27 protein-coding genes and 1 pseudogene are annotated in these 26,457 nt (G+C 54.7%); 16 read left to right on the forward strand and 12 right to left on the reverse strand.

The genetic code is table 11. The features are described from left to right. Window positions 1–76: 76 nt before the first annotated feature. A complete protein-coding gene (locus CJO09_RS01405; protein ID WP_058880599.1) occupies window positions 77–1,141 on the reverse strand; it encodes an alkene reductase in 1,065 nt (354 codons plus the stop codon). 441 nt (window positions 1,142–1,582) lie between these two features. Next, complete coding sequence (locus CJO09_RS01410; RefSeq protein ID WP_007182542.1) at window positions 1,583–1,885, reverse strand: putative quinol monooxygenase; 303 nt, start codon at window positions 1,883–1,885, stop codon at window positions 1,583–1,585. Window positions 1,886–1,948: 63 nt separating this feature from the next. Between CJO09_RS01410 and CJO09_RS01415 the strand changes: the two genes are divergently transcribed. Beyond that, window positions 1,949–2,962 carry a GlxA family transcriptional regulator gene (locus CJO09_RS01415; protein WP_119440771.1) on the forward strand — a complete coding sequence of 338 codons (1,014 nt, stop codon included), beginning with the start codon at window positions 1,949–1,951 and terminating at the stop codon, window positions 2,960–2,962. Window positions 2,963–2,980: 18 nt separating this feature from the next. Continuing rightward, window positions 2,981–3,436 (forward strand): annotated as a pseudogene (locus tag CJO09_RS15910) (hypothetical protein); the annotation flags it as partial. On the opposite strand, the gene CJO09_RS01425 reads toward CJO09_RS15910, so the two are convergent. The 3 genes from CJO09_RS01425 to CJO09_RS01435 are packed head-to-tail and all read right to left on the reverse strand — an operon-like array spanning window position 3,325 to window position 4,256. Then, window positions 3,325–3,696 carry a helix-turn-helix domain-containing protein gene (locus CJO09_RS01425; RefSeq protein ID WP_119440773.1) on the reverse strand — a complete coding sequence of 124 codons (372 nt, stop codon included), beginning with the start codon at window positions 3,694–3,696 and terminating at the stop codon, window positions 3,325–3,327. The pseudogene CJO09_RS15910 and the gene CJO09_RS01425 sit on opposite strands and share 112 nt — an antisense overlap. Window positions 3,697–3,715: 19 nt before the next feature. Next, window positions 3,716–4,006 (reverse strand): type II toxin-antitoxin system HigB family toxin, encoded by a 291-nt coding sequence (locus tag CJO09_RS01430; RefSeq protein ID WP_119440774.1) that lies wholly within the window; start codon window positions 4,004–4,006, stop codon window positions 3,716–3,718. Continuing rightward, window positions 3,990–4,256, reverse strand: coding sequence for a hypothetical protein (locus CJO09_RS01435; protein ID WP_114419620.1), 267 nt, complete (start codon window positions 4,254–4,256; stop codon window positions 3,990–3,992). The genes CJO09_RS01430 and CJO09_RS01435 overlap by 17 nt, the downstream gene beginning before the upstream one ends. 104 nt (window positions 4,257–4,360) lie before the next feature. Here CJO09_RS01435 and CJO09_RS01440 point away from each other — a divergent pair, with 104 nt between their 5' ends. From CJO09_RS01440 to CJO09_RS01450, 3 genes are read left to right on the forward strand one after another with little or no spacing between them, the layout of a single operon-like run. Next, window positions 4,361–5,320 carry a TAXI family TRAP transporter solute-binding subunit gene (locus CJO09_RS01440; RefSeq protein ID WP_119440775.1) on the forward strand — a complete coding sequence of 320 codons (960 nt, stop codon included), beginning with the start codon at window positions 4,361–4,363 and terminating at the stop codon, window positions 5,318–5,320. Between the two features lie 20 nt (window positions 5,321–5,340). Continuing rightward, the gene (locus CJO09_RS01445) at window positions 5,341–7,365 is read left to right on the forward strand and encodes a TRAP transporter permease (protein WP_119440776.1); all 2,025 of its coding nucleotides are present in this window, start codon (window positions 5,341–5,343) and stop codon (window positions 7,363–7,365) included. After that, complete coding sequence (locus CJO09_RS01450) at window positions 7,365–7,802, forward strand: DUF1850 domain-containing protein (RefSeq protein WP_119440777.1); 438 nt, start codon at window positions 7,365–7,367, stop codon at window positions 7,800–7,802. Before CJO09_RS01445 ends, CJO09_RS01450 begins: the two co-directional genes overlap by 1 nt. 7 nt (window positions 7,803–7,809) lie before the next feature. On the opposite strand, the gene clcA is transcribed toward CJO09_RS01450, so the two are convergent. Together clcA and CJO09_RS01460 are read right to left on the reverse strand one after the other, a co-directional pair. Beyond that, window positions 7,810–9,132: a H(+)/Cl(-) exchange transporter ClcA gene (gene clcA, locus CJO09_RS01455; protein ID WP_119440778.1), complete on the reverse strand. Its 1,323-nt coding sequence runs from the start codon at window positions 9,130–9,132 to the stop codon at window positions 7,810–7,812. Between the two features lie 86 nt (window positions 9,133–9,218). Then, window positions 9,219–9,968 carry a TRAP transporter large permease subunit gene (locus tag CJO09_RS01460; protein ID WP_218961006.1) on the reverse strand — a complete coding sequence of 250 codons (750 nt, stop codon included), beginning with the start codon at window positions 9,966–9,968 and terminating at the stop codon, window positions 9,219–9,221. Between the two features lie 213 nt (window positions 9,969–10,181). On the opposite strand from CJO09_RS01460, the gene CJO09_RS01465 reads away from it, so the two are divergent. Both CJO09_RS01465 and CJO09_RS01470 read left to right on the forward strand, forming a co-directional pair. Then, entirely contained in the window at window positions 10,182–11,405 is a 1,224-nt protein-coding gene (locus tag CJO09_RS01465) for an ATP-grasp domain-containing protein (RefSeq protein WP_119440779.1), read from the forward strand. A gap of 17 nt (window positions 11,406–11,422) precedes the next feature. Then, window positions 11,423–13,456, forward strand: a complete 2,034-nt coding sequence (locus CJO09_RS01470; protein ID WP_218961007.1) for a hypothetical protein — start codon at window positions 11,423–11,425, stop codon at window positions 13,454–13,456. Window positions 13,457–13,480: 24 nt separating this feature from the next. Here the strand turns inward: CJO09_RS01470 and CJO09_RS01475 are convergent, their stop codons facing one another. Then, on the reverse strand, window positions 13,481–14,080 hold the full coding sequence (locus CJO09_RS01475) for a DNA-3-methyladenine glycosylase (RefSeq protein WP_119441339.1): 600 nt from the start codon (window positions 14,078–14,080) through the stop codon (window positions 13,481–13,483). A gap of 125 nt (window positions 14,081–14,205) precedes the next feature. On the opposite strand from CJO09_RS01475, the gene CJO09_RS01480 reads away from it, so the two are divergent. The 7 genes from CJO09_RS01480 (at window position 14,206) to CJO09_RS01510 (ending at window position 20,687) form a co-directional block, all read left to right on the forward strand. Further along, on the forward strand, window positions 14,206–14,718 hold the full coding sequence (locus CJO09_RS01480) for a histidine phosphatase family protein (RefSeq protein ID WP_119440781.1): 513 nt from the start codon (window positions 14,206–14,208) through the stop codon (window positions 14,716–14,718). A 72-nt stretch (window positions 14,719–14,790) separates the two neighbouring features. After that, entirely contained in the window at window positions 14,791–15,945 is a 1,155-nt protein-coding gene (locus tag CJO09_RS01485) for an aminotransferase class V-fold PLP-dependent enzyme (RefSeq protein ID WP_119440782.1), read from the forward strand. 181 nt (window positions 15,946–16,126) lie between these two features. Further along, complete coding sequence (locus tag CJO09_RS01490; RefSeq protein ID WP_119440783.1) at window positions 16,127–16,669, forward strand: carboxymuconolactone decarboxylase family protein; 543 nt, start codon at window positions 16,127–16,129, stop codon at window positions 16,667–16,669. 38 nt (window positions 16,670–16,707) lie between these two features. Beyond that, window positions 16,708–17,823, forward strand: a complete 1,116-nt coding sequence (locus CJO09_RS01495) for an acyl-CoA dehydrogenase family protein (protein WP_119440784.1) — start codon at window positions 16,708–16,710, stop codon at window positions 17,821–17,823. A gap of 26 nt (window positions 17,824–17,849) precedes the next feature. After that, the gene (locus CJO09_RS01500) at window positions 17,850–18,665 is read left to right on the forward strand and encodes an ABC transporter ATP-binding protein (protein WP_119440785.1); all 816 of its coding nucleotides are present in this window, start codon (window positions 17,850–17,852) and stop codon (window positions 18,663–18,665) included. A 12-nt stretch (window positions 18,666–18,677) separates the two neighbouring features. After that, entirely contained in the window at window positions 18,678–19,892 is a 1,215-nt protein-coding gene (locus CJO09_RS01505; RefSeq protein ID WP_119440786.1) for an ABC transporter substrate-binding protein, read from the forward strand. 12 nt (window positions 19,893–19,904) lie between these two features. Next, the gene (locus tag CJO09_RS01510) at window positions 19,905–20,687 is read left to right on the forward strand and encodes an ABC transporter permease (RefSeq protein WP_119440787.1); all 783 of its coding nucleotides are present in this window, start codon (window positions 19,905–19,907) and stop codon (window positions 20,685–20,687) included. On the opposite strand, the gene CJO09_RS01515 is transcribed toward CJO09_RS01510, so the two are convergent. Genes CJO09_RS01515 through nadE form a run of 3 tightly spaced genes read right to left on the reverse strand, consistent with a single transcriptional unit; the run spans window position 20,684 to window position 24,232 of the window. Continuing rightward, window positions 20,684–22,075, reverse strand: coding sequence for a chloride channel protein (locus CJO09_RS01515; protein WP_119440788.1), 1,392 nt, complete (start codon window positions 22,073–22,075; stop codon window positions 20,684–20,686). The two genes, CJO09_RS01510 and CJO09_RS01515, sit on opposite strands and share 4 nt — an antisense overlap. 21 nt (window positions 22,076–22,096) lie before the next feature. After that, window positions 22,097–23,383, reverse strand: a complete 1,287-nt coding sequence (locus tag CJO09_RS01520; protein ID WP_119440789.1) for a DUF2254 domain-containing protein — start codon at window positions 23,381–23,383, stop codon at window positions 22,097–22,099. Between the two features lie 15 nt (window positions 23,384–23,398). Then, window positions 23,399–24,232: an ammonia-dependent NAD(+) synthetase gene (gene nadE / locus CJO09_RS01525; RefSeq protein ID WP_119440790.1), complete on the reverse strand. Its 834-nt coding sequence runs from the start codon at window positions 24,230–24,232 to the stop codon at window positions 23,399–23,401. A gap of 117 nt (window positions 24,233–24,349) precedes the next feature. Between nadE and CJO09_RS01530 the strand changes: the two genes are divergently transcribed. Both CJO09_RS01530 and CJO09_RS01535 read left to right on the forward strand, forming a co-directional pair. Further along, complete coding sequence (locus CJO09_RS01530) at window positions 24,350–24,919, forward strand: NADPH-dependent FMN reductase (RefSeq protein ID WP_119440791.1); 570 nt, start codon at window positions 24,350–24,352, stop codon at window positions 24,917–24,919. Window positions 24,920–24,946: 27 nt separating this feature from the next. Next, complete coding sequence (locus tag CJO09_RS01535; RefSeq protein ID WP_119440792.1) at window positions 24,947–25,828, forward strand: pirin family protein; 882 nt, start codon at window positions 24,947–24,949, stop codon at window positions 25,826–25,828. Here the strand turns inward: CJO09_RS01535 and ribA are convergent. Next, entirely contained in the window at window positions 25,797–26,402 is a 606-nt protein-coding gene (gene ribA / locus CJO09_RS01540; protein WP_119441340.1) for a GTP cyclohydrolase II, read from the reverse strand. The two genes, CJO09_RS01535 and ribA, sit on opposite strands and share 32 nt — an antisense overlap. Window positions 26,403–26,457: the final 55 nt, after the last annotated feature.

Below are 26,457 nucleotides of genomic sequence, written 5' to 3' on the forward strand. Positions count from 1 at the left end.
TCACAGCTTCGCAAGATCGAAGGGCAGAGCCTTGGGTATAAAGTGGCTCGTTTCTTCGGTCTTCTGGGGCGGTGATTTACGCGACCTGCAGTGTCGGATAGTCTGTATAGCCCTTGGCGCCACCTGCGTAGAACGTGTTGGAGTCAGGCGCGTTCAGCGGTGCCTTGGCCCTGATGCGTGCGGGCAGGTCCGGGTTAGCCAGGAAGGCGGTGCCAAAGGCCACAGCGTCAAGCTTACCTTCGGCAATAGCTGCCTCTGCCTCATCAGCGCTGTAACCCATATTGCCCACCAACACACCCTTGTACTTTTCACGCGCTACGGGCATGACATCGGCCTTCTGCACGCCGAAGAAATCGGCGCGCATCACGTGCAGGTAGGCTAGCTTGAAGGCATTGAGCCTATCGGCCAGGAAGCCGATGAGGGCCAGCGGGTCGCTGTCTTTCATGCTGTTGAAGCTGTTGAGGGGCGACAGGCGCAGACCCACACGTTCGGAACCGATCGCCTGGGTCACGGCAGTGAGTACCTCGAACAGCAAACGTGCACGGTTTTCCAGCGATCCGCCGTAAGCATCGGTGCGCTGGTTGGGCGTGTCGCGCAGAAACTGGTCAATCAGGTAGCCGTTGGCGCCGTGTACTTCCACACCATCAAAGCCGGCGGCAATGGCGTTGCGTGCGCCTTGAGCAAACGCAGCCACGATGCCGGGAATCTCTTCGACGGTCAGGGGGCGGGGCACCGCGTGCGGCACCTTGCCTTGGGGCGTGTGGATCTCACCCTCAATAGCGGTAGCGCTGCTGGAGACAATGGGGGCACCATCGGCAGCGCCAGGGTAGGCTGCGCGGCCAGCGTGCCAGATCTGCATGAAGATGCGTCCGCCCTTGGCGTGCACCGCGTCGGTCACCTGCCTCCAGGCTGCAATCTGCGCGTCGTTGTAGATGCCAGGCTCATTGACGAAGGCCGATGTACCGGGCGCCACCATGGTGCATTCGGAAATCAGCAGGCCGCCGGTGGCTCGCTGGCTGTAGTACTCGGCCATCAGCGCGTTGGGCATGTGGCCAGCGTCGGCACGGGCGCGTGTCAGTGGTGCCAGAAGGATGCGGTTGGGCAGGGTGAGAGAACCTACTTGAAGTGGATTGAATAGCATGTGGATGAAAACCCAGATTAGTGAACAGAAAACAGTGGTAAAGCTAACATTATTCCCACGAACGAACCCGCAGGAACCCTAACCAGCCCGCATGGCCTGATGCTAGGGCGTTGATTTTCAACAAATCGCTCGATCGATCCGCGCTTGCGGACTGCGGACTTCCAATGGGCCGGAAATCTGGCTCGCCCAGACGGCTCTCGGTACCGACACGTTGCAAACAGTCGGTACTTCTCGATAACTACCCGACGAATCGGAACATCTCAGCTCGCCCTGATGTTGCCCGTGCTTGCTGACGCAGCTTGGAAGTTCTGGCTGCAATATTACCCCCCAATCGCTGTGGAAGGTAGCTCCCTGGGCAAGTGCAATTGGAGGGGGATCGCTGCGTAGGGCCGTGTGCCCCCCCCTCCTGCTGCGTGACCTGATTGGGTCAAGGCCGGGTTGTCATGCAGGCAGTTTGGCTGCAAGCAGTTCGACCTTCTCGATATTGGGCGGAGAACTGAGCAAGGTCGCGGCGTTGGCCATCAAGGCCGCGGCGATCTGGCCGTTCAGATGTGCTTGGCGACCTGCCTCATCGGCAAAGGCATCGAACACACCGAACGTCGAAGGGCCAAACTTCAATGCGAACCAGGCAGTGGTGCCGGACTCGGCGTTGGCGAGCGGCAGTGCGCTGGCCAGGAAGTCGGCAAGCGCAGCCTCCTGGCCGGGTTTGGCTTCGAGGCGAACAAACAGGGCGAGCTTGGTCATACTGTAATCCTTTGGGTAAATGGGTTAGGTGAAGGGATCGACGAGCCTGCAGTTTAAATCTTCATGACAGCCATCTCTATAGGCAATAATGACAACTTTGATATCATTGTTGCCATGAAACTCCACATCCTTGTTTGTGATGGCGTGTTTGATCTGGGGCTTGCGGCGCTCACTGACACAGTGGGCTTGGCCAATGCGATGTCGGGCTCGCTGCCACAGGCTCCCGCGCACATAGAGCTCACGCTGGTGGGCGTGCGGCGTCGCATCCGAACTGCGCAAGGCTTGACGGTCCCCGTGGTCACTGCGCGTGGTGTGCCGGAACCAGACGTCGTGCTCGTGCCCGCGTTTGGTGACAAGATGCCTGACACGCTCTCGGCTCGGCTCACACGCCCCGACGTGCCCGATGCGGTCGCCATGCTACAGCAGTGGTCCACCGCTGGCGCGCACCTTGGTGCCGCCTGCTCCGGTAGTTTCTTGCTTGCAGAGAGTGGCCTGCTTGATGGACATCGTGCGACGACGTCATGGTGGCTGGGGCCGATGTTTCGGCAGCGCTATCCGAACGTCACGCTGGACGAGTCACGCATGATCGTGAACTCGACACGCTTCACTACCGCGGGTGCCGCTTTGGCCCACGTCGACTTGGCCTTGCGCATCATCCGGGGGCGCAGTCCGGCGCTGGCGGCCCTAGTGGCACGCTATCTGCTGGTCGAGGCACGCAGTTCGCAAGCCGAGTTCGTGATTCCCGACCACCTTGCGCATGCCGACCCGATGGTGGAGCGCTTCGAGTGCTGGGCCAGACGTCGGCTCGCGAAGGGGTTCTCGCTGGCCGAGGCGGCCAGCGCCGCGGGCACAAGCGAGCGCACCTTGGCGCGGCGGCTGCAAAGCGTTTTGGGCAAGACACCGCTGTCGTATTTCCAGGACCTGCGCGTGGAGCATGCCGTGCATCTCTTGCGCACCGGAAACGCGAGCGTCGACCAAGTCGCCGCACAGGTCGGGTACTCGGATGGGGTGACCCTGCGGGCCCTGTTGCGCCGCAAGCTGGGCCGGGGTGTCAGGGAGTTGCGACGCGGTGGATGACCAGAGGTTGATGCCAAGTACAAGTCCCTCCATCCGTCTGCCAGCTCACCAAATGGGCCGCAGCGCGACGACCTGTACCAGATGGCCGCCTACCTGGGGCGCTTCCAGTCTCCTACCGGAATGTCGACCTGGGGCCTCTTGGCTTACCCCTTCGATCCATCAAGACCAGTTCTTTGGTCATTCCAACGGTCACACCTGCCGCTTGGTCCGCAAGAGCTTGAGGTTCCGTTCATCACTTGCGGGCTGTGTGATGCCTCTACACGTTTGGCCAAATCTTTTAATTCACGCCCTTTTTTTGTTTGGGTAATTAGTGCATTGAATATGGGCTGTTCCCCGCAGAAACCAAACTCAGTGTGCGACGATCATCCTGCAGCCGTCTCCGCAATCAGCACATCGGCCGGGATACCCAGACTCTTGTGCAGTCTGCGGATCATGGCCAGCGTCAGCGGGCGCTTGCGGCTCAGAACTTCGTAGACTCGGTTACTCTTGCCGATGATCGGCTCAAGATCTTTGACGGACAGACCGCTCTGATCCATTCGGAATTTGATGGCCTCCACCGGATCAGGCGCAGTAATGGACACGTGCTTAGCCTCGTAGGCTTGGACCAACGTGGCAAGGATATCCAGGCGATCACCCTCCGGCGTGCCCAGATCAGGGTCGGACTCCATCAAAGCCGAAATCTCTTTGAGCGTGGCCTTGTAGTCTGCTTCGGTGTGGATTGGGCGGATGTCCATATTTTTCCTCTGTGGCCGGTCAGGCCATTTCAACGGTTTCTGCGTCCACTACGTCGTACTCCTTATGGGTCCCGACGAACTTCACGTAGACGATCTGCAACTTGTACGCAACGGCCACGATCAACCGGTAGTCATTGCCTTTGATGTTGAAGACCACGCGACGGTTCTTCAGCACACTTGCGCTGCGGTACTGAGCCTTGATATCAGCCGGCTGAGTCCAGGCCGCATTCTTGGCCTCTTCGTACCAAGCCTTGAGCGGCTGCTCGGCGTCCGGATGGCGCTCGCTTGAATTACTACCACCGCCCCCCACGGCGCAGCCGCTCCAGTTCCATCTGGTTCAAACGCGCCGCCTCGTACTCCGCATAGGCCCGCTCGTCAGACTCATACCGCCCTTCGTAAATGCAACTTCGCGGATTCCTCTGGCATTCGGGGCTTCCCACAACCGAGCCCGGCCCCATCGCGCGCTCGCCCGAGAAAGTTGGCCCACCCGATGAACACCCTGCCGCCACAGCCAGAATACAGATTGCCGCGCTATACCCGCCTAACTTGTTAAGAACCATTTGATTTGCCTTTTAACGATGCCAAGGTCATTGTAAATGCGCCCGCGGCTTTCCAAACGTGAAATAATTAAACAAAAAACCCACACTTCAAAAAGGAGACAATCATGGGAAGAATAAAATGGCTTGCCACCGCCGCCCTTGCGTTAAGCACGGCCTTATGTGGCCCCGCCATGGCACAAACGCCGCAATTTATTAACGTGCTAACCGGTGGACAAAGCGGTGTGTATTACCCACTGGGTGTTGCCCTGTCGCAAATTTATGCGCAAGAAATCCCCAACGCCAAAGCCACGGCTCAAGTAACCAAAGCATCGGCCGAAAACATGAACCTGCTGCAAGCGGGGCGTGGGGAACTGGCATTTGCATTAGCCGATACGGTGTCAGAAGCATGGAACGGCTCGAAAGAGGCCGGGTTTGCCAACAAGTTGGATAAACTGCGCGGCTTATCGGCCACTTACAACAACTACGTGCAAATCGTCGCTAACGCCGATTCGGGCATTCGCTCCTTGGCCGACCTGAAAGGCAAACGCGTTTCAGTCGGCGCGGCACGTTCGGGTACCGAGTTGAATGCCCGGGCCGTCTTTAAAGCGGCCGGGCTTTCGTACGATGACCTGGGCAAGGTTGAATATCTGCCTTTTGGCGAGTCGGTTGAGCTTATGAAAAACCGTCAGTTGGATGCCACACTGCAGTCCGCAGGTTTGGGGGTGGCATCCATTCGCGATTTAGCCACCGCGGTTGAGATTGTGGTCGTGCCGGTTCCTGTTGAAACCGTGGAAAAGATCGGGAATGCGGCTTATCAGCCGTCTGTCATACCGGCCAATACCTACGAAGGCCAAACTCAGGATGTACAAACGGCGGCGATTCCCAATTTCCTGGTGACGCAGTCCGAAGTTTCCGACGACCTGGCCTACGCGATGACAAAAGCAATGTACGAGAACCTAAGCAAGCTTGCCGCCGCCCACAACGCAGCCAAGGCCATTAAGCCTGAAAATGCCGTGAAGGGAATGCCGGTGCCAATTCATCCGGGTGCGGAACGCTACTACCGTGAAGTGGGCATTATGAAGTAACGCCGGCGCCGTCGTACAGCATGAGTTCCTCTCCCCGGTCCGCTATTGCTGATATCCCGCGCAGCGTGTTCTGGGTTGCGCTGGCGTTTTCGGCGTTCCAAATCTACATGGCGGCTTTCCACCCGCTATCCAGCCTGGTTATACGGGCAATACACGTAGGGTTTGTCGTACTGCTTATTTTCATGCTGGAGCCGGCCGCCACTTCACGGGGCGGCCGTTTTTTCAGTTGGGCTTTGGGTGGCATTGCGTTCGTTTTGAGTCTGTATCACTGGGTTTTCGAAAGCGACTTAACGGCGCGTGCCGGCATGCTAACCCCCACGGATACCTTGGTGGGCGTTGTACTACTGATATTGGTTTTTGAAGCGGCCCGACGCATGATGGGGTGGGCACTGCCTTTTATTTGCGGCCTGTTTCTTCTGTATGGCCTATTCGGTGAATACTTGCCCGGCATGCTACAACACCGGGGCTACGGGTTCGACCAAATCATCGGAACGTTAAGTTTTGGTACGGAAGGCATATACGGCACGCCCACATACGTATCGTCCACCTACATTTTCCTGTTCATTCTGTTTGGCGCGTTTCTTGAGCAAGCGGGCATGATTACGCTGTTTACCAACTTTGCCATGGGCATGGTTGGCCATACGCGCGGCGGCCCGGCAAAAGTCTCGGTCATCAGCTCAGGCTTCATGGGCACCATTAATGGCTCCGGAGTCGCGAATGTAGTCACAACCGGGCAGTTCACTATTCCCTTAATGAAGCGCTTTGGCTATGCCCCTGCTTTTGCGGGCGGTGTCGAGGCCACTTCCAGCATGGGGGGGCAAATTATGCCGCCGGTCATGGGGGCTGTGGCGTTCATTATGGCTGAAACGCTAAACGTACCCTATATCGACATTTGCAAGGCGGCGCTTATTCCCGCACTTCTGTATTTTGTCACTATTTTCTGGACAGTCCACCTTGAGGCTGGGCGCAAAGGCCTGCATGGGTTAGACAAAAAAGACTGCCCCGATCCATGGGCTGCGCTTAAAGAACGTTGGTATTTGCTGCTCCCTCTGCTCGGGTTGGTCGCACTGTTATTTTCAGGCTACACCCCAATGTTTTCCGGCACTATTGGCTTGGCGCTTACCGTTGTCCTCATTTTCGGCGCGGCCATAGTACAGGGCCTAAGCCGGCAAAGTATGCGTTATCTTTTCTGGGTACTACTGGCCTTTGCGTGCGGGGGCTTCCTGGAATTTGGCGTCATCACGTTCTTTGTCGTAACGGCAATGCTGGTGGCGTTGTTGTTAATCAGCAAAAAAGAGACGAATGCCTTGCGCCTGGCCGTTGAGGCCCTGGTAATGGGCGCCCGTCATGCCTTACCGGTTGCCATTGCCTGCGCTCTGGTCGGAGTCATTATCGGCATTATTAACTTAACGGGGGTGGCCACCACTTTGGGCGGATACATTATCAGCATAGGCCAAGGCAACTTGTTTTTAGCCTTGCTACTCACCATGCTGACTTGCCTGATTCTAGGGATGGGCATACCCACTATTCCCAATTACATTCTCACCAGCTCACTGGCTGCGCCCATTTTGCTTGAATTGGGGGTGCCGCTCATTGTCTCGCACATGTTCGTGTTTTATTTCGGCATCATGGCCGACCTCACGCCGCCCGTGGCGTTGGCTTGCTTTGCCGCTTCGCCGATCGCCAAAGCGCCGGGGCTGCAAATCAGTGTTCAGGCACTTCGTGTTGCCGTGGCCGGATTCATCATGCCTTATATGGCCGTATATGCGCCGGCGCTCATGTTGCAAGGAGACGGCGGCGCCACGGCAGTCATGTATATCGTGGTAAAAGCGTTGCTGGCCATTGGGCTGTGGGGAGCGGGAGCCATCGGCTATTTATTTGGCCCGCTCGGGTGGCTTAGCCGCGTTATCGCTATTGCGGCGGCCACTTTACTGGTTGTTGCCGCCCCCATTACCGATGAAATCGGCATTGCGCTTTGCGTTGGTTTTATTATCTGGCATGCGTGGCGTCACCCAGAGAAACGCATGCACCCGGAGTCGGAGTAATGTCGGGTGTTGCTGCACTTGGTGTCTGCTTTGCCCTGGCAGGTCTCCCTTCTTTACCCCCCTTATTCGTTCCCGTTACGGAATTCACACTTGCCTGGACCCACTCTATTGAAAAAGTAAGATGGGAAGAGGATTATGCCGTCGAATCATTCAATAACAAGCTGGGTGCCCGACTGGTGGCCACCCAAGCGCGTATAAAAGGATCCGCCGCAGGAATGGAACCGCCCGAAAAAGCGGTGTTGCATAATGGCTGGTACGAATACAAACCAGCGAAAACGTACCCCTCCACCCTTCGCCTGATGCGTTCAAAATACGTGCCCGACTATCGTTGGTGCCAAAAAGAACAATGCCTGCCGCTTTCGGCTGTCATGCCCTCGGACGGCGACGTGACCCTGGTGTATGCATGCACAGAACATAACACCGCTCAAGGTGAATGAGCCCGGGTCATTGCCCTGTTTGTGCCCCGGCAACTTTTAAACGGTCCTGCTCCAGCGTGCGCTCTAGCAGCGCCTCGTAAATCGGCCGCCCACCTAACCATTTTGCGCAAATGTGGGCACACAGGCAGGTTATCGCCAAAGGCAACAATAATTGGTACGTTCCGGTGAGCTCAGCCACCAGAATAATGCCAACCGTGGGCGCGTGTACCGATGCGGTAAACAAGCCTCCCATGGCGGCAATGCCGAACGCAACCGGGTCGACTCCGGCATGAGGAAACAGTATTTCAACCATGGTGCCGCAAGCCAGGCCAACGCACATTGCCAATGCCAGAATAGGCGCAAAAATACCACCCGGCACCCCAGAGGCGTAACTGGCAGTCGAAGTAAAAAACCGCACAACCACCAGCAGCAGCAACATCCATAAACCCGGTGAGTCGAAGTTAAAACGCTGAATCATGTGCTCCCCCCCGGTTACCGCCATGGGAAATACCATGAGCAAAGCACCCACAACCAGGCCCACAACAGCAGGGAAAGCATAGGGCACGCGAGCATGGCAAAGCGCGGCGAGCTGAGCCGCACCCAACAAACCACGATTCAACAAAACACCCAAGGCGCCCAGTAAAACCCCTAAGGGAATGAACGCCAAAAGCAACGGTAATGACACACCTTCGCCATGCAAGGTCATACTTAAGTCCGGCGCTACGCCGCCCACCCACTCCGTCATGACAGTGGCCATAACGCAAGCGAGCCCCACCGCGACATAGTTCCGAAAAGAGAACGGAAACTGTCGACGCATTTCTTCTGCCACGAACACCATGGAGGCAACCGGGGCGTTGAATGCACATGCCAGACCGGCACCTGCGCCGGCTGCCAGAAGCCCTTTGCGTTCCTGCACCAAAACACGAAATTTTTCGGACAAACCGGCGGCAATAGCCGCGCCAATATGAATCGTTGGGCCTTCGCGCCCCAACACCAGACCGGATGAAATAGACAGAACGCCGCAGAAAAACTTAATGGGCAAAACGCGCCGCCAGCGCACAACCCGTTTACCCTCCATGGCGCCCTCAATTTCCTGAACGCCACTCCCGCCTGCTTCGGGTGCGAATCGCTTAACAATGAAAACACAGAAAACCGCGACACTCATGGTGACTAGCGCACCAACGGCAATACGCGCCGCCCCTTGCAACTGGCCGCCCAACCATTGCGGCCACTGAGAAAGCCAATCAATCAGTTGATGGAAATAGCCCCCCACCACACCAACGGCAATACCAATAACAAGAGCGATAAAGAAATAAACTGCATCGGCATACCGGCCGTCTGGATTAGACATTTTGAAAGAGCCCGCAAGCTTCCGAAGAAAACGGGCTTATTCTGACTGAGTCGTATCCAGACGGCAAGCCAAATACCAGGCTATGCTCACAAACCGAGCTTTCTAGGTAACCACAAAACGATTTCCGGGAACAATGCCACCAATACAAGGCCAATCAACTGCAGAATCACGAAAGGAATAATGCCCGCATAAATGTGTTGCATGGTCACACCGGGTATCTTCGCCCCCTTCATGTAGAACAAGGCGTACCCAAAAGGCGGTGTCAGATAAGAGGTTTGCAGATTAACCGCCAGCAAAATGGCAAACCAAACCAAAAAGTCGCTTTGTGCAACGTGACTACCCAAGTCCATTGTTTCCAGAATGGGGGTAAAAACCGGCAAAATAATCAGGATAATTTCGATCCAGTCGAAAAAGAAACCCATCACGAAAACAACAAGCAACATTAAAACCAGAACACCTACAGGGCCGATCCCTAAGTTTTCAAAGAACTCGGCAATAATGTCGTCCCCGCCCAAAGAACGGAAAACGTAAGAAAATGCCGTCGCGCCCAAAAAAATCATAAAGAGCATAGCGTTGATTTTGGCGGACCGCACCAGTACATCTTTCATCACTGAAAATTTCAAATTCCGTTTCGCCGCCGCAAGCAGTATTGCACCGAAAGCTCCTACACCACCGGCCTCAGTGGGGGTTGCCCAACCAAAAAATATGGAACCCAGCACCAACACAATCAGGAAAACCGGCGGGATAAAGCTACGGAAAATCAAAGACCATAGTTCGGCGCTGTCGGCTGGCGCCTCATCGGCATGCATGCGCGGCGCCAGCTTAGGCTTGACCATGCAAACAACAAAAATGTAACCATGTACAAGGCCGCGAGCACCAGCCCTGGAAACAAGGCACCCATGAACAAGGAACCCACATCGCATCATCGAGTTCCTCCTAGGAAACAAGACATCCCAGCCTTAACCCTGTATGCTAAACAGGAACCGGCTCGCCTACGCCCGGTTCCGGGCCACCTGTTGCCAGCCGGCGAACATTTAAGGAGGTCTCATATGGAAAAAGACCCGAATAAGGGATTTATTGCGGTGCTGGGCTGGAGCCTGCGCTGTATTGATGCGCTCGAAAATTTCGACCGGCGCTATATTGTTGTCGCCCCACCCTGGGCTGAAGATTACGCCAAAGAACATAATATTCCGTTTATATCCTGGGATTTCGAGCGTCTTAACGATCGCTCTTATGAATTGGCGATTACGCTGCAGGAAATGGGCGTCGATGTCGCTGTACCGCTATTCGAGGAAACGGTGGAATGGGCCGGGGCCGTTAACTCCGTTTTGCTCGACAACCCCCGCTTGCTGGGTCAGTCGATGTTGTTCCGCGACAAATCGCTCATGAAGCGTCGCGCACAATTAGGCGGTATCCGCGTTGGCATTTTCGAAGAAGCCATGGATCGAAACGACGTGATCCGGTTTCTGAAGCGGGTAAACCAAACCTTGCTCAAGCTTGACGGCGACCCAAACGACCCTATTCACTTCAAGGCATTCGATAAGGCCGGCTGTTTGGGACATCGTGTTATTCGTACGGCCGACGATGTCGCCACGATTTCCGATGACGAGTTCCCCGCTTTAATGGAAAGCCATCTAAGCGGCTGGGAATTCGCAGTGGAAGCCTGGATTAAAGACCGAAAAATCCAGTTTCTTAATATTTCCGAATATGTCTCGCTAGGCTACTCTGTATTCGTGCCGGCCACCCCTGAACTGGAAAAGTGGCGTGGCCGCATTACACAGGAAATAGAAAAGCTTATTGAAGTGTTTGATATCGATTTCGGTTTTATTCACCCTGAATACTTTGTTACGAGCGACGGCACCATGTATTTTGGCGAAGTGGCCTATCGTCCGCCCGGCTTCAACGTATTTGAGCTGCTTGAGCGGGTTTACGAATTCAATGGCTATCAGGCACTTGTCATGGCGTTCGACCCGAAAACAACGCAGGAAGAGCTTGACGCGTTTTTCCCCACACCGGTTGAGGATGCCAACGGCCACGCAGGATGCTTTGGCGTTTACCCACGCCGCCGTGTAGTGAGCGAGCTTGCCTTGCCCGACGAAACCGTTAACGATCCGTATTTCGAGTTTCACGAACTGGTGCCGCCGCTTGAGCAAAAGGTTACAAAACGCTCGGCATTTGGTACACATTGGGGGCTGATCTATTTCCACGGTGAGGATCCGCACCGCCTGCGCGACCTGCTTAAGGCACAAGAAGATCTTGATTTCTATGTTTAAGGGTAGTGTTTTGCCACATGGGTAATCCGCTTTACACAACGGAATCGGCTCAAAGCCCTTCCACAGCAGTTAATCCGGCATCTCTCGACTCGATGCTTTCCAAGTTCGACCACATGTTGTCGCAACTTGAAAAGGCTTCGCTTGTTGGTAAGGCAACATATCAAAGCCGGATACTGGAGGCCACTTGCCGGCTTTTGAAGCAGCCCGACAGCATTGCCGCGCTTCAAGGGCGAATTCAACGCCTCGACCAAGCGGGCATTTTTGCCGGAACCGACTGGAGCACCCCGGCCCAGCTTTTGCCGGGGCTGGTAAAGAACACGCTTGAAAAAGCGGAACCCCAAACCGTTGCACTTGAATGTTTAAGCTTGCTGCGGTTTTTGGCAGTTGCGCAATATACCTACCGCGTAAACGGGTTGCCCGCAGCGCAAGCTCGCCATTTTTTAACGCAGGTACTGGCCTTGAATCTCGACCGGATTCTGGGCACCGCGTCTGAAGTATCACGTGTGCGTGAGGGCCCGATGGGTCCGGCAATCGACCAGTTGTTAAAACACGTTCTAGAGCAGATCGGCGCGGAAAGTATCCTGAGCCGCCTGGTGGATGAAGTGTGGCGTATCCTGACCCAACGGCCCTTGCAGGTTGGGCCGGTGAAGTCAATGATTGTGCAAATCGCCGTCGCCTTGCACGCCGAGCAGAACGGCATGAGTGATACCCGCGCAGTGGGGGCCGACCGCCTCATTAGCGCGCTGTTCGGCCCCACGCACTTATGCCGCGACGACCCTGGTCTTGAGGTTTACACACAACGCCTGAACGCGGCCGACCGCGGCGCACTGCAAGCGGAAGCCATGGGTATGGCCCGCGCCATGCACGACACCGGTCTGGTATCCGACTACCAGGTTGGCTTTGTGCAATTTATTATGGCCTCCGATCACCGAGACCTTCTACCTCAGGTACTGGGCCTTTCCAGTACCGGCCTGGATTGCCTGCGTTGCTATCAATCGCTGGTTAATCAGCTTATTAAAGAATCGGTCCATATCGGCACCGGCGAGGCCATTTTAGGTATGGCGCTCATGCTTGAGCGCGGCATTTTGTATTCGCCGCCTATTGCCCCGTCATTGTGGCGACTTTTAGCGACAGAACCCAGCACTGCCTGTACCTATTCTTTAGAGGTGGCTTTTGGCCCGACTATTCCCGCCCGACAACGCATGATTGCCGGGGTTATGCAGATGTTGGGGCAACCGCTAGGGGTGGGCCAGGGCAACAACCCCACTTGTCAATCGGCACGCGCCTTATCAATGTGGGCGTTGAATGACCCCGACTACTTGCTGTGGTTATTGGCCCAGGTCACCCATAACGACCGCATTATTATGCATTTCGAAGGGCAACCGCTCGATTCAAGCCAATTACAGCTTGGCTTGGCGTCGAACATTCCGTTGGATGCCGACGCAGTGTCAATCCTGCTGGTACCGCACCTTGACCGTCTTTATGCAGAAATGGGCCGGCGCGTGGCAGGGCGTGGCGAAGACCCGCACAAGTGGATTAATCCGGAACTACACGGTTGGTGGGTAGGGCGCGACTTTTATATTGCGGTCGACATCGCAACCGGGCAGTTAAAGCAGTACCATCAATTCATTACATCGTTCTATCAAACCTACCATCCGCTCTATAACGGCAACGAGCCCATTATTCACCCCCAACCAGCGGGGATTGCAGTCACCGACAGTTCAGGCGGGTTTGTAGGTTGGCATGCGATTACCATTATTCGCGTCGCGCTTGACCAAAACAACGAAATGCGGGTGTATTTTTTCAACCCTAACAACGACAGCGGTCAAGACTGGGGCAATGGCACCGTGGTTTCAACACAAGGCAGTGGCGAATTGCCGGGCGAAGGGTCGTTGCCCTTTGCCGACTTCGCCTCACGTTTATATATTTTCCACGACGACGGCCTGAAAGGGGCTGAAAAACCGCCTGTTGAAGCGAACGTCTTCGAAGATGTATACGAAAAAGCCAAAGCAAGTTGGGCGGCCGGCCGTCTGGCGGAAAGCCCCCTCTAAACCACCAAAAAAGTATGACCCGGTTTACGGCTTTGGGCTCGGCCCTGTCTTTGCCCCTTCGCGAAACGGTTTACTAAGAAACCCTGAGCCCGTCAGACCAAATCGCCAGGGGGTTTCCACAGCCTTGCTGATACCAATGCGCGGACCCACACTCACCGGTAGGGGTGCTTCGGCCGCCCACACTTCAAAAGGCGGCCTGTCAAGCGGATGACCGTTGTAATCGCGGTGAATCGCCAGCGCCTGCCCCACCCGACCCGGCCCTGAACATAATTCGCGCAACGGTCGGCCGTCTCGACGCTCCCGTATGACATCCAAACCATATAGCGGTTCCAACGCTCTAATTAGTACACCCGCGCCATGGCCCTGCTCTCGACAAACAAAATTCAAGCACCAGTGGATACCATACGACCGGTAAACATAGGCGCATCCAGGAGGCCCAAACATGGCTTGATTACGGCTTGTTCGTCCGCCAAAACAGTGTGACGCCGGGTCATCCCGATCGTAAGCCTCCGTTTCCACAATTCGGCCTCCCACACCATCCACCAGCAGTATTGCCCCTATAAGACGGCGAGCCACGCGCGATGCGTCGTCATTAAAGTCACTCGATTTCAACTGCAACGTCATTTCCTCAAACTCGTGCCACGTTCCAACACCCCCCTGCTCCTTCGTTTTGCGCATATATTATGCAATGCCCTTACTCATAACACAGCACTTCCGGTTCGCCCTAAAGGACTTTATATGAACGTCTCATGCGCTCGTTGTCGTGTCCCTATGCACCTGTTTATTGCGTTTTGCCTCACACTGTTGCTCTCAGTCTTTGCAGCGCTCCCGGCGGAGGCGACCCAGCCAATTTCACATTGGGTCAATGCGCCACTCAACGCAATTTGAACGAAACCGGCCGCGAACAGGCACGACAAATTGGTCAATGGTTTCGTAACCAGACGATTGCAGTGACCCAAGTCTTAAGCTCGCAATGGTGTCGTTGCATGGATACGGCCACATTGGCCTTTCCCAGCCAAGTCACCGAAGCACCGGAATTCAACTCTTTTTTCAGCAATCGACAAGCCGAAGCGATGCAAACCCAACGCGCGCTGGCCCGATTTGCGCGGTGGGACGGTCCCGGGCTGATGGTGGTGATAACACACCAAGTAAACATCACAGCGCTAACGGGGATTGTGCCCCGATCGGATGAAGGTATCGTCGTTAAATACAAAAACGGGGCAGTTCAAGTCGTTCAAAGGCTTAATTTTGGCGTTCAATAAAACCAGGCGGAACCATTTACCCATGTCGACTACAATCGATTTGTTTATTACACCGATTCCCAAGAGTACATTATGTCGAAATTGTTGCCCGCCGTGGATCCCGATGGCTTGCTCGAATATTCGGTTGTCTACACCGATCGAGCTCTTAACCACATGTCGGCGCTTTTTCAAGGCGTAATGAATGATGTTTCCAGCGCGATGAAACGGGTATACAACGCCGACGCAACCATCATCGTACCCGGCAGCGGAACCTTCGGCATGGAAGCCGTTGCCCGCCAGTTTGCCCACGGAAAGCGGTGTATGGTTTTGCGCAACGGTTGGTTTAGCTATCGTTGGTCGCAAATCTTCGACATGGGAAACATTCCAGCCGACACGCGTGTGCTGAAAGCGCGCCCAATGGAAGCGGGGAGTCAGGCGGCTTTTGCTCCGGCGCCTATTGAAGAGGTTGTTCAGGCCATTCACGAATACAAACCCGATCTTTTATTCGCGCCACACGTAGAAACGGCCTCGGGCATTATGTTGACGGACAACTACCTGAAACAGGTCGGTGACGCCGTGCGGGCCAATGGCGGGCTGTTCGTTCTGGACTGCATCGCATCGGGCGCCATGTGGGTCGACATGAAAAGTTCGAATGTGGATATCCTGATCAGCGCCCCTCAAAAAGGCTGGTCGGCATCGGCCTGCTGCGGCCTGGTGATGTTAAGCGACCGCGCTTTGAACCGTATTGAAGAAACCACCAGTTCAAGCTTTGCATGTGATCTGCGCAAATGGTTGCAAATTATGCAAGCCTACGAAAAAGGCGGCCATGCCTACCACGCAACCATGCCAACGGATGCGTTGGTGGTATTGCGCAATGCCATTGCCCAAACCGAGGCGGAAGGCCTTGAGCAAACTAAAACGCGTCAGCGCGAATTGGGGCAAGCAGTACGCAAACTGCTGGGCGGATGCGGTTACAAAAGCGTGGCGGCGCCCGGGTTCGAAGCGCCAGGCGTCGTTGTAAGTTACACAACCAATCCGGATATCCACTCCTCCCGCGCATTCACGCAAATTGGCCTGCAAACCGCCGCCGGTGTGCCATTGCAATGCGATGAACCCGCCGATTTCATGACCTTCCGCCTAGGCTTGTTCGGCTTGGACAAATTACAGAATGTTGACCGCACGGTTGCCTTGTTCGCCGATGCGCTGGGGCAAATTGCCGCAACCTATCGCACGGAGCAACAGGCTTAAGCATCGGCTGCATTAGCGCTAACATTACGGGCGCCACAACCGGTGCCCGTATGCCTCCTTACCCATATCTTTATTTCCAGTAGAAATAAATATATTCTTTTATATTATTTCTAATTCTATCGGCTCATCTCTACAATGAAAAGCAGATTTTTAAACTCTCCTTTAAAAAGTGTTTTTCTATATGAGCCGTCTTACTATTCACACCCTCGATTCCGCCCCTGAAGCCGCTAAAGAGCGCCTGGAAACTGCGAAAAAGAACAACGGTTTTCTCCCAAACCTGATTGGCGTTCTGGCTAACGCACCCACCGCCCTGGAAACATACCAGGTTGTTGGCGGCATTAACGCCAAAACCGGCCTGACTCCGGAAGAACGTGAAGTCGTACAAATTACCGCCGCCACGCTGAATGGCTGCGGATTCTGCGTAGCAGGCCACACGGCTCTTTCACGCAAAAAACTGGGAATGCCCGAAGAAGTCATTCAGGCGTTGCGCAAAACCGAAGCACTGAACGACGCCAAATTAAACGCACTCGCCCAATTCACGATTGCTGTGATGGAAAACAAGGGCGATGTATCAGATGAAACATTACAAGCGTTTTTCGAAGCGGGTTATACCGAAGCCAATGCACTTGAGGCTGTGTTAGGCGTCAGTTTGGCAACCCTTTGCAACTACGCCAACAACCTGGCTCGCACCCCCATCAACCCTGAACTGCAACCCCACGCCTGAAGTTTGCAACCCACAGGTAATACTAGGACGTCAGCGCCATGAATCAATCAGAAGCAATCATCAATGCCATTTCCCAGCAGGCCCGCACCGAATTGCGCCCTCTGGCCGATGCCATCGACCGCGAAGGCTTCTACCCGGAAACGTATTTACGCGAGCTGGGCAAACTGGGAGGCTTTGCCGCTGCTATCCCAGAGGAATACGATGGTCTGGGGCTAGACCTGTCCACCCAAATTGATATCACCACATCAATTTCCCGTGAATGCGGCTCAACCGGATTCATGGTGTGGTGTCAGTCGACTTGTGCCTGGTATTTATTGCACTCCCCCAATCAAGAGGTTCGTGAACGTTACCTGAAAGACGTGGCGCGTGCCCGTATTTTGGCCGGAACGGGCATGTCGAATACCGTCAAGCATTTGGCCGGCATAGAAAAAATCAATCTACGCGCAGTGCGAACCGACAACGGCTATCAGGTAAGCGGGTCTTTGCCATGGGTTTCCAACATCAGCGCCGACCATCTGGCCCTGGTGGCCGCCTACGTGCAAGACGAGGGCTACATTATGTTCGCCGTACGTTGCGATACCCCCGGCGTGTCCCTGCGGCCTTGCCTGGAGTTTTCGGGCATGGAAGGCACACAGACTCTATGCCTCCGCTTCGACAAAGTGGCGCTTAACCAAACCGACATCATTGCCCACCCGGAGCAATTCGGTGATTACATTAAACGCATTAAACCAGGGTTCGTGCTCGGACAAACCGGCATGGGCTTGGGCATTATCGAAGCCAGTGTGGAAACCATAGAAGATACGAACGCCACACATGCGCACGTGAACGTCTTTCTCGACGATCAAGCCGACGATTTAAGCGCCGAACTTCAATCGTTGAAATCGCGCATTAAAGAACTGGCACAAGCCACCAAAAATGGCAACCCGGAAGTGCTGGATGTGTTAAAGGCGCGGCTGGCAACCTCCGAACTCTGCTTGCGTGCCACGCATTCGGCCGTATTGCATACCGGCGCTAAAGGCTATCTCATGAATCATCCCGCCCAGCGCCGCCAGCGTGAGGCCGTATTCGTCGCCATCGTTACGCCGGCGCTCAAACATTTACGCAAAGAGATTCACGCTATCGAACACCCCGACGAACAAGCTCAGGCCGCTTGATCTCATCCAATAACACCAGCAGCATCATGCAAACTCGCTCCGCCTCCGTCACTGACATCGTCTTGCAAGCCCACAACATTGAACTGGGTTATGTACGTACAAGCCAACCACGCCATACCGTCCTGACCGACTTTTCACTGACCGTGGCGCAAGGCGAAACCGTCGCCATTTTAGGCCCCAGCGGAGTCGGAAAATCGTCGCTGCTGCGCGTGCTTGCCGGTTTGCAAACTGCCCAGGCAGGCACGGTACATTTACACGGGCAATTGGTAAAAGGCCCCCACCCCAGGCTGGGCTTTGTCTTCCAGGACCCCAGCCTCCTGCCGTGGCTCAACCTGGAAGAAAACGTTGGTTTCGGGCTCGATTTCAAGCATCAGCCTCATTTAAGCGACCAGGAAAAACGCCAACGAATCAACACCGCCATTAATGAAGTCGGTTTAAGTACTGCCCGCAGCCGCTATCCTACCGAGCTTTCAGGTGGCATGGCCCAACGTACCGCACTGGCACGCTGCCTGGCGCGTCAACCGGAAATTCTCTTGCTCGATGAACCGTTCAGCGCCTTAGACGAAATTACCCGCGAAGAAATGCAGCAGTTACTGCGCAGCATTACACAAACACATCACGCCGCAGCCGTTTTGGTTACGCACGATATCGACGAAGCACTTACCTTAGCCGACCGCATCATACTCATTGGTCATCAACCCGGTCGCCTGGTTGGAGAATGGCGTATTCCGCTACCCCATCCGCGCGACGAAGCAATTGATGCACTTGAGCCTATTCGTCTTGAAATCGTGCATGCCTTGCGCAAAGCACGTCCCAAATCCGCAACCACGGTTGCCCACTGAGTTCTGATCACCATGAAAAAAACCGACCTCTCCCAAAACGAACCTGTCGCCACACAAGAGGCACGTCGTCAGTTTCTAAAATTATCATCGCTGTTTACCGCAGCAGGCGCGCTTCCCTTGCTTAATTTGCACAAGCAAGCGCGCGCAGCGGAAACGGATGCCCCCCTAAGAATTGGCTACCTGCCCATTACAGACGCCACACCATTATTGGTGGCCCATAACAATGGCATTTTCGAAGAACAAGGTATTAAAGTTGAGAAGCCGCGTTTATTCAGAAGCTGGGCGCAATTGGTTGAGGCCTTTCTGGCCGGGCAGGTCAACGCGGTACACCTGCTCTCACCCATGACGATCTGGGCACGCTACGGAAGCCAATCGAAGGCTAAGATCGTCGCGTGGAATCATATGTCCGGTTCGGGCCTAACCGTGCAACCGAACATCAACGACTTGTCCGACCTGGGCGGCACAACTGTCGCCATTCCCTTCTGGTATTCAATCCATAACGTCGTACTGCAACACCTACTAAAAAGTAAAGGCCTGGAATCGATCGCCGACGGCGAGCCGGGCCCCAAGCAAGTGAAGCTTGTTGTCATGGCACCATCCGATATGCTGCCGGCATTGGCCAACCGCCGCATTTCAGGCTATATCGTGGCGGAACCGTTCAACGCGGCGGCCGAACAATTGAAAGTAGGCAAAATCCTGCGGTTCACCGGCGACGTATGGAAAGACCACGCGTGCTGCGTTGTTCTAATGCACGAGGAAGACACAGTGAACCGCCCCGAATGGTCGCAGGCCGTAGTGAACGGAATTGTTCAGGCACAAGCCTGGATTCAGGACAACCGTGAGGAAACGGCGCGAATCCTGTCAAAAGAGCACGATCAGCGCTATACACCGCATGCCTATGAAACCCTGGCTGAAGTACTCGTTCCGGCAAAGCTCAATCGCGCCATGTATGAGAAAAACGGCGCCATCGTCAACACAGAATGGGAGGAAAAGCGCATTGACTTCCAACCCTACCCCTTCCCCAGCTACACCGAAGAGTTGGTGCGCCGACTGAAAGACACCCTGGTCTCCGGGCGCAATGACTTCCTGGCTGAGCTGGATCCTGCCTATGTTGCAAAAGACTTGGTTGACGACCGCTTTGCCCGCAAAGCGATCGAGTCAATCGGTGGTTTGCCGGTATTCGGCCTCCAGCCGGACTACGAGCGTCAGGAAATCATCACGGTTTAATCAGGAGTCTCCATGTTAAAAGCCCTTTCATTTTCTGTTCCAGGAAAACGCACCCTGTTGAGCCTGAGCGGCCTGCTGGTGCTGATCGGGCTGTGGTCGCTGGGAACCCGTTGGCTACAACAAGACATTGGCCTGGCAGGTTTGCTGGGCCCTGAAGAAACATTTCAAAACCTGTTCAGTTTGCTGGCAGATAATCAGCTTACCGTTCACACCTTAACCAGTATGAAACGGGTTCTGATTGGATTATTGCTGGCTTTGTTAATCGGCGTTCCCGTCGGCCTGGCCATTGGGAGTTCGCGCACACTTGAAAACAGCACCAGTAGTGCGTTTCAGTTTTTGCGCATGATCTCACCGTTGTCCTGGATGCCGATTGCCGTCATGGTTTTCGGCATCGGCGATGCCCCCATTTACTTCCTGCTTACCTTTGCCGCGGTATGGCCGATTATTCTGAATACGGCCGCCGGGGTAAAACAGCTGGATAAAAAATGGCTGATGCTGGCCAAAAGTTTAAGTGCCACCCGCTGGGAACTGCTTTCCCGTATTATCATGCCGGGAATCCTGGGCCACATCCTTACCGGTGCGCGTTTGGCAATCGGGATTATCTGGATTGTTCTGGTGCCCTGCGAAATGCTGGGGGTCAGCTCAGGCCTGGGTTACTTTATTCTGGATACACGAGACCGCCTGGCGTATTCCGAACTGATGGCCGTTATCGTGCTGATCGGCGCCCTGGGCTTTATGCTGGACACCATTGCCCAGAAACTGTACCAACGCTGGACCCATACGCCGCAAACTTAAGCCTGTTGCTCAGCCCGTTGCCGGTCTTGCTCACGAATGGCTTGCCGGAACCGGCCGGCAGCGTAATGGTAGAAAGGCTGGGGCGTAATCTGGCGGGAGACCACGGAAGCCAGCAACGATGCCAACAATAGCCAAAACAACATCGGCTGGCTACCAGTCATTTCCATTGTAATCACACTAGCGGTCAGTGGTGCCTGCGTTGCGCCGGCCAAAAATGCAGCCATGCCTAGCAACGCAAGCACTTCGGGGTCGGACAACCCATTAAAAACGTGCGCCAACTCGGCGCCAATTCCCGCGCCCGTGGTTAAAGCGGGCGTAAAAATCCCCCCTGGAATACCCGACCAATACGTCACAACTGTTGCCAACAACTTGCTGATGCCAAAGCCGGCTTCAACCTCAGCACCGCCCGATAAAGCCTGGGCGGCAATGCCGTACCCGGTTCCGTAAACCGTATGATGCGTTAACGTGCCAAGCGCCGCCAAGATCAGCCCTAGCAGGAAAGCCATTTGAATCGGGTGGCGTCGTATCCAGCCCCGCATACGAGAAGGCGCAAACGCGGCGGCACCCTTGGCCAATAACCTTGAAAAAAACCCGGCGGCCACACCGCAAATGCCGCCGGCCAAAACCACACCCCAGATTAACTGCCGATGAGCGGCCTGCGTATCAAACATACCAAAGTAAGGATTGTTCCCCATCAGTGCCACAACAATAAAGCCGCTAGCCAATACACCCAGCAGAACCATTCTTTGCCATTTGAACGATACGCCTCGCCCAAGCTCTTCAATGGCAAAAATAACCCCGGCCAAAGGTGCATTAAATGCCGCAGCCAAACCGCCTGCCGCTCCGGTGGCGATCAATTCCGAAGTTTGTACATGAATGAGCGGAACACCCAGCACTCTGCAACACTTTCCCCACGCCAGCATTAAAGCCGCCCCAACCTGAACCGACGGCCCTTCACGCCCAACCGAAGCCCCCGCGATAAGCGCCAGAAAAGTGAGCGGAATTTTCCATAAAGCCTGTACCAACGACACCAAACGACCACGCCCCGAATCATCCGGCAAAGACATCGCGGCAATCACCTGCGGGATCCCACTTCCGGCGGCAAAAGGGGCAAAGCGACGTGTCATCCAGCAGAGCAAAGCCAAACTACATGGAATAACAATCCACACAGCCCATGGCGCCAGCGCCACCCATTGCTGATTCAACTTAATGCCCCAATCCACCAAATGCGCGAATCCGATAGATACCAGGGAAACCAGCCCTGCCCCAACCAGCACCAGTGAAAACTGTAAAGAACGGCGTGAGAATCTATTTAAGTGACGGACTCGTCGGCGCAACGAAGCGCGTATCCGTTTAAGCGAAGAATCAGGATTTTTTTTTGTCGACATGCAAAAGGTTCGGAAAACAACTTAACGCGGTGGAAACAAACGATTAGAAAGGTCGGTCAGATTCCGGCGGTCTGTTTCAAGATTTAAAACCTGCATCACACGTTCCAGCGCCAGCCTGGCGTGATCGCGAGCGGCCTCACCCAAAGTATCAGGTTGAAGTTCAGCCAAGTGGCTGAGCACTTTCTGCAACCGTACCTGAACCTCGATCATCCCGGCACCATCCCGGGCAATAGGAGTAAAAAAATCGTTAAACACATCTTGCGGGTCGAGCGGCGGCATCCAGACATTTTCACACAAGGGTTTGCCTTCTTTGCCTGCCCGCCGGGCGTCGCTACGGCCATCGGCATGGTGCTCCCAACAAGACAATATCCGCACTGAACGGCTCAGAACATCAATGGCCGTTCCCGGATCATTCATGGCGGGAGACAGCGCACGCGACGCGATTTCAGCCAACACACACATCCCGTAGCGTGGATCCTGATCAAAAGACCGCTCGGCATCCAGCGAAAAAGCGCCTTGCAAGATGCCGCGTTGCTCGTCAGTCAGGGAGCCTTCAATTTTCGCCAACGGTGTGCTCGGATTTACAAAAGACCCAGGGGCGGCCAAAACATAGACCTTTACGCCCCATTCACAAGCGCACTCCGATAACTTTTGCGTATCGATATGCTCAACATAGGCCACTTTCCAGGCAGGCAGCGTCTGCGCCGTATCCGGGATTACCGAAAGGTTGGTTAAAGGGTTCGCCCCCAAACAAGGATGCTCAACCCAGTATTCAAGCGCAGCATGGGCCGCTTTTTCCACCCTTTCAGTTGTATTTCCCACCCGGCCGAAATGCGTTAGGTGGGAAATCCAGCGTAATAAGGTCAGCGCCACAATCAAAATCATGGCCAGTGACACAACAAACAACAATACCCGCCCGCCATCACCGTAAGCACCAGCATTCAAGCCCACAATACCCACCAGGCTGAAAAGAAACGCCCCCAGGAACGTCGATAGAACGTTCTGGGTGGTCGTGTCCTGCATAAGCAAGCGCGTTGCCCGGGGTGTCACACTGGACGTCGCAGCACTGTAGGCCGACACCATGACGGTGAGCGAAAACGTTGTAACGGCCAGCATACTGCTGGCCATAATATCGAGAATTTGGTCGACGGCATCGGCACCAATACGTCCGCCGAAATCAGCCGGGATATAGGGGTCAATCCAAATGGCCACCAACGCTGTCACAATAGCTAATAAGGAATACAACAAAGCCCGAACCCACAAGGTGCGGGAAAACTGCTTCAACAACCAGTCCCATTTGGAAATCATCGCCATAAGCCTTGTTCAGGATGGGGAATAAGGCAACGCACGTTTGTGGGCGGTGCGGCGAAAAATATCCACAATCCGCTCGAAAACATCCGGTGCAACCTCCTTCCCTTCAAGGAAGTCATCAAGTTGGTCGTAGGTGAGGCCAAACGCGTGTTCATCCGGTTTCTGAGGAGCCAGCGACTCAAGGTCGGCGGTTGGTACTTTATATACGAGGTCATCAGGGGCGCCCAATGCATGTGCCAGAGCTCTGACCCGCCTTTTCGACAAACCCGTAAGCGGCGTAAGGTCGGCGGCGCCGTCACCAAATTTGGTAAAAAAACCCATCAAGGCCTCTGCCGCGTGGTCAGTTCCCACCACGACCCCGCCATAAGCACCCGCAACGGCATACTGCGCAATCATGCGTTGGCGCGCCTTAATATTCCCCAAAACGAAATCCTCGTGAAAAGCATCCCGAAAGCCGGTACCCCCTGCTTTAACAGCCTGCAGCATTGAGTCGGATGCGGCCTTGATATTAACCGTGACAACCTCATCGGGTTTGATCACGTTCAGGCTCGCCTGGGCCTCACTTTCGTCTTTTTGTTCGCCGTAAGGCAAGCGCATGGCATAGAACCGCGCAGCCCCTCCTTGCGCGCGTAAGTTTTCAACCGCCCTTTGGCACAAACAACCCGCCACCAAAGAATCAACCCCGCCACTGACACCCAATACGAGAGAATCAATACGATGACGTTTCAGGTAATCGGCCAGAAAACCGGCGCGCCGGGAAATTTGCGCATCAACATCGAAGTGCTCATCAACACTCAATTCGGTTCTGATTTGATTCTGGAGGGAAATTTGTTCGGCAGACAACATGGGGCATCCTTACACGCTGAAAGCGGCATTTCAAAAGAGGTATGATAGCTGATGACTTATCCAATCATGCGATAACCATCGCTCTGTTGCACAACTCAACTATTAGGGAAACAACATATGTCTTTGAAGTTGCACGTCATTATCTGCAGCACACGCCCCACCCGTGTGGGCCCGTCGGTGGCGAAATGGTTTGCTGAATATGCCAAAAACCACGGTACCGGTTTTGATGTCAACCTGGTGGATCTGGCCGAGGTTGACCTGCCGCTGTTTAACGAACCAAACCATCCGGTGCAACGCAACTATCAGTTCGATTACACCAAGCGCTGGAGCGAAATCGTAGAATCAGGCGATGCATTTGTTTTTGTCACGCCGGAATACAATTACAACCCGCCCCCCTCTTTCTACAACGCACTCACTTACCTCAGCAAAGAGTGGAACTATAAAACATGTGGGTTTGTCGGCTACGGCGGCGCTTCCGGCGGTGTGCGGGCGATTCAATCGGCCAAAACGCTGGTGACCACCTTGAAAATGATGCCAATGACCGAGTGCGTTATGGTTCCCATGGTTGCCACCATGATCGACGATGACAAAAACTTCAAGTCGAACGAGTTAATAGAGAAATCGGCCGATGCCATGCTCATCGAGCTGAAGAAATGGGCGGCGGCAATCAAACCCATTCGCGGTTAATCCTTCATTTTTCATAGGGGTGATGCCATGTCTCAACCTACGCCTGTTGACCAAAACACTGAAACCGTCGCGCACTCACGAAATGTAGAGCGCCTGGTGGCGGGACAGCCCACATCAGACGGCGCAGGTGTACGCCTGACGCGTGTCATCACCCAGCATCTGCAACGAAGGCTCGACCCTTATCTTATGCTCGATGCTTTCGGCAGCGACAACCCGGATGACTATATCGCCGGCTTTCCAAACCACCCACATCGCGGGTTTGAAACCATTACGTACATGATTGCCGGCCGCATGCGTCATAACGATAGTCGCGGCAACGAAGGTATTCTGCAAAATGGCGGTGTGCAATGGATGACCGCCGGGCGCGGCATTATTCACTCTGAGCTCCCTGAACAGGAAGCCGGTGTAATGGAAGGGTTTCAACTGTGGCTGAACTTACCCGCCAATGAAAAAATGGGTGAGCCGGCCTATAAAGACATCCAAAACGACGACATTGCCGAGATACAACCCAATGCCAACGTAAAAGCACGCGTCATTGCGGGAACCAGCCATGGCGTAAGCGGCACAATTCAGCATCCGGTTACCCAACCCCTCTATCTCGATATCCATTTTTCCGGCCCAGGCCATTTCAGGCAATCACTTAAACCAGATCACAATGCCTTTATTTTTGTCTATCGGGGAGCGGTTGCCGTAAACGGTAAAAATATCCCCCTGAAGCATATGGCGATACTCGAAAACGACCCACAGGCCGACGGCGTCGTGATTGAAACCGACGATGCTGCAAAACTCATTCTAATCGCCGGTCGGCCGCTTAAAGAGCCCATCGCGCAATACGGCCCGTTCGTCATGAATACGCAACAGGAAATTATTCAGGCAGTTACGGATTTTCAGGAAGGTCGGCTAAATTGAACCAATGCCCCATTTTGGCGGCTTTGGTTTGCAGATAGCCTTCGTTATAACGATTGCGGTTAACCTGCAACGGAACGCGTGCCACCACTTCAATACCATTTTCACGCAAGGCATCAACCTTGCGGGGGTTATTGGTCATTAAACGTAATTGCGTCACCCCAAAATGCTCGAGCATGGGGCGGCACACGTCGTAGCGACGCATGTCTGCCGGAAACCCCAAGCGCACATTCGCCTCGACCGTATCAGCGCCTTCATCTTGCAGACTATAGGCCCGAATTTTATTGACCAACCCAATACCCCGCCCTTCCTGGCGCAAGTAAAGCAACACCCCCCGACCCTCGGCCGCAATTGCCTGCAAAGCGGCCTCAAGCTGGGCGCCGCAATCACAGCGCTGGCTAAAAAGCGCGTCTCCCGTCAGGCACTCGGAATGCACTCGCGCCAACACGGGCTCGGTGGTGCTTAAGTCGCCAAGCGTCATGGCGACATGTTCTTTACCGCTTTCGGGTGAGACAAAAGCGTGCAAAGAAAAAACAGCCCAGGGAGTGGGCAGCTTACAGGTGGCTACGTAGTCCAATTTGGTACTCTGAGAAACGGCAAATACGCCGCTTGCTGGGTTCGGCAAAAGCTAA

It is taken from the genome of Neopusillimonas maritima (assembly GCF_003576595.1).
In the GTDB taxonomy this organism is placed as follows: Bacteria; Pseudomonadota; Gammaproteobacteria; order Burkholderiales; family Burkholderiaceae_B; genus Neopusillimonas; species Neopusillimonas maritima.